At 64.7% G+C, this 3,527-nt stretch carries 3 protein-coding genes; 2 read left to right on the forward strand and 1 reads right to left on the reverse strand.

What is annotated here, in order from left to right:
- Positions 1-3 precede the first annotated feature (3 nt).
- Together EAO75_RS43555 and EAO75_RS43560 are read left to right on the forward strand one after the other, a co-directional pair.
- Positions 4-120, forward strand: a complete 117-nt coding sequence (locus EAO75_RS43555; protein WP_315987691.1) for an aldehyde dehydrogenase family protein — start codon at positions 4-6, stop codon at positions 118-120.
- A gap of 714 nt (positions 121-834) precedes the next feature.
- On the forward strand, positions 835-1,785 hold the full coding sequence (locus EAO75_RS43560; RefSeq protein ID WP_148000686.1) for a GlxA family transcriptional regulator: 951 nt from the start codon (positions 835-837) through the stop codon (positions 1,783-1,785).
- A gap of 217 nt (positions 1,786-2,002) precedes the next feature.
- Here the strand turns inward: EAO75_RS43560 and EAO75_RS43565 are convergent, their stop codons facing one another.
- Positions 2,003-3,046 carry a nuclear transport factor 2 family protein gene (locus EAO75_RS43565; RefSeq protein ID WP_148000687.1) on the reverse strand — a complete coding sequence of 348 codons (1,044 nt, stop codon included), beginning with the start codon at positions 3,044-3,046 and terminating at the stop codon, positions 2,003-2,005.
- Positions 3,047-3,527: the final 481 nt, after the last annotated feature.

Below are 3,527 nucleotides of genomic sequence, written 5' to 3' on the forward strand. Positions count from 1 at the left end.
CCGGTGGACGCATCGGCGCCGTGGGGTGGCTACGGGTCCAGTGGTTGGGGCCGCGAAATGGGCAGCGGCGCCATTGAGCTGTACACCGAAGTGAAGAGTGTCTGGACGTCGTTGACATAGCGTCCGCGTGAACCCTGGCAGCCGGCCAAGGGTGCCCCCTTCCGGGGCGCATCTGCCGCATGCAGGGGGACACAGTCGGAAGGGGCCATCAACACCTCAGCTTGATCGACGTCACGGATGCGTGCAGGCAGACCGTGTTGAGGCGCCGGGAAGTCGGTCCCGGTACTGGTTTCAAGGTGCCGTTGCCTGCTTCCGCCGTGCGGGGGCCGGTGCCTAGGCCGCAGCGAGCACCGCAGCGGGGAGACCTGGAGCCTCGAGGACTGGGGCTTCGGTGTCAGCCCGCCGGATGCCCTTCCCGGCCGGACCGCCGAACCTGGCACACGGCTGGGGCGCGGTCGCCAGCAATCGGGCACCACAGGTGTCGCGGCCTGGCGCAAGGCGTGCACACCGCCGACTGCGCGACATACCGGGAGGCACTGGAAGGACCGGTGGCGCACCGCCGCAAGGCTGCGTGTTCGGCAGCGACGGCCGCCAAGTCCTCGTGCTTCGACCTGGTCCCATCTGCTTGGCCGTCCACGGTGGGTGCGTCCTCGGTCCAGCCGACAGGACAGTGCATCACGGCTCGGCCGTCGCATCGACGACCGACTGGTGTGCTCACGATCTCCAACATTCCTCCCGCCCGACGGTGGCCAGCCAATGCGCAGCGTGTCCCGCTGTCGAGCGCTCCGTGCTCCCCGGGTCTGTCCTGAAAGATGCGGTCGTAGTATTCACGCCATGACTCCTCATCGCGTCGCGGTCCTGGTGCTGCCTGGCGTACTGCCAATCGATTTGGGCATCCCGACGCAGATCTTCAACCCACGGCCCAACACTCCCTACGAGCTGACCATGTGCGGCGCGGGCCGCGGCAGCGTGACCACCAGCGCTGGGTTCACGGTCGGTGTCACTGCCGGGCTGCCTGCACTGGCCCAGGCCGACACAATCATCGTGCCCGGCTCTTCGGACTACCGGCGTCCGCCGGCACCCGACGTCAGTGCTGCCCTGAGACTTGCCTTCCGGCGTGGAGTCCGCATCGTGTCCATCTGCACCGGCGCGTTCACGCTCGCAGCAGCAGGGGTCTTCAACGGCCGTACGGTGACCACGCACTGGGCCAGCGCTGACGACCTCGAGGATCTTTATCCTGATGTGCAGGTGGACCGCAACGTCCTGTACACCGACGACGGAAACCTGCTGACCTCGGCCGGCGTCGCCGCGGGCATTGATCTATGTCTCCATATCGTCCGCAAGGACCTTGGCAGTACCATCGCCAACGAGATCGCTCGCGAACTGGTCGCCGCACCCCACCGCGACGGCGGCCAAGCCCAGTACATCGACCAGGCCCTCCCCGATTTCGCCGCCCACACCCTCGCCGACACCCGAGACTGGGCGCTGCGTCACCTCGACGAACCCCTCACCCTCGATCGTCTTGCCCGACATGCTCGAGKCTCCAGCCGCACCCTGTTCCGCATGTGGCGCAGAGAATCCGGCGTCACCCCCCACCAATGGCTGCTCACCGCCCGCATAAACCGTGCCCGGGAACTCCTCGAAGGCACGAACCTCGACATGGACCAGATCGCAACACAAAGCGGCCTCGGCAGCAGCAACAACCTCAGAGTCAGATTCCGCGCGGCCCTGGGGACCACCCCCACTGCCTACCGCCGCGCTTTCCAGCACCCTGTCGCGGCCTGACGGAGTTCATCCAAACTAGCCAAACTCTTCCTGCGCCCCGAGTAGGAACCACCAGCCAACGTCGCCGTCCTCCGGCGCTACAAAACAGGCATGGACCCGGCCGTCGCGACATCCGACGCCGGGCCCACCCAGAAGCGCCCTACGACAGCTGCTCCGCCCGAAGAGGAGGGCCGTAACGCAGCTTCGTTAGCTGGCAGCCTTCGTCAAGGTCCTACCGTTAACCGAAGAAGGGATCGTCGACGACGTGGACCCAACCGCCATCCGATTGCCGCCGCAAGATCTCGCTGGTGTTCGAAATCACCGGCTCTGGCGAGGCTCCGGTAAGAGTGGCCGTGTTGGAGACCAAAGCAACGTCACCGACTACGCGGATCTCGCGCAACTCCAGCTTCAGGTGAGCACCACTCTCGACCAGCTGGCGCAGTGSTTCACGGATCGCCGCCGTGCCAACGACGTGGATACCTGGCTGAGGAACGAAGTGCGCTTGGGGATCATAGAGCGACACCAAACCCTCAAGGTCGCCAGCGTCGAGGTACTCCATGAACAGCGTTGCCACTTCCTCCGGCGTCTCGGCGCGCCGGCGAGCGGCTGCGCCGACGTGCTTGTCGCCCCAGCCCGCGCCGCCAAGTAGGTCATACCAGTGGGGAACGGTGCCGTTCGGCAGATGGAGACGCAGCAGATGGCCGGGGAATGTCATCGGATGGGCCTTCTGAGGCTTATCCATGGCCTGCGCGATGATGAGGTCTGTCAGGGCGTACCCCAGATCATCACGGGGCAGTAGAGCGTTGACCTCGTCGGCGAGCCCGGCAGGAAGGCTTTCGCGTTCAATCCCCAGGATATCGGTGGAGATGCCCAGATGGCTCAGCGCTACCTCAGCGGCCTTCCGGACAGCGACACTCGGCGTAGTGTGCAGGGCGATGGCGTCCCAAGCAGTTTCTACGCGCTTCTCGCTCACCCCACGCTCGCGAAGAAACGCTGCAGCGACGTCAGCTCCGTCGACCTCAAAACTCTGGTCACCGTTGCCTTCCTTGCTCAGCCCGAGATCGTGCAGAGCGCAACTGAGAAACAGAAGCTCATCGTCGTAGTCCCGTCCGGGCGTAAGCCCGCGACGAGCGGCATGAGCGCGAGCGAAGACGTAGCTCCTGATGCTGTGATTAAGGACGAACTCGGGTGTGGCACGTGCTGCAAACGCATATGCCTCCTGAGCGAGATCAGAATCTGGAAGATTCAGCTGATCAAAAGTGGTCAGCATGGGATCTTTCATGGCCGCGGTTCCCTTCGTCGGTAGACCTGGTCTCCCTTATGCATGATTGGAGCGCCACCTCGTCAGGCGAGGCACGCAGAATCAATGAAGGGACCAGAGAGGCACGTTGACCCGCTCGATCGCCGGCCACGCACCATGCGCATGTCGCGCTTCTTCTCGATGTTCGGCTGGTTCAGCTGCTCTGGCCACGGGCTTCACTGCCACTAACCGCAACTTTCGAGCCATGCCTCAATCACCTATACAAGGCATGCGTCCCTGCGCCATTCGGAGCGCAGCCAGGTACTCGTTCGTGCCGGGCCCACCTGCCCGGCTGCGACGTGTGACTAGACGTACCTCTCCTGGTTAGCGTTCGGAGTCTCCAAAGTTGGGCTCGCCGCCACGTCGCACGGAAGGAAGCCGGGGCATGCCTTCCGCCGCCGAGCGTCAGATTTCGCCGGCTGAGTGCCAGGTGTCTGATCGGGCTACTCAGACGGTGGCGGAG

The sequence above is a fragment of the Streptomyces sp. UW30 genome (genome assembly GCF_008042075.1).
Classification (GTDB): domain Bacteria; phylum Actinomycetota; class Actinomycetes; order Streptomycetales; family Streptomycetaceae; genus Streptomyces.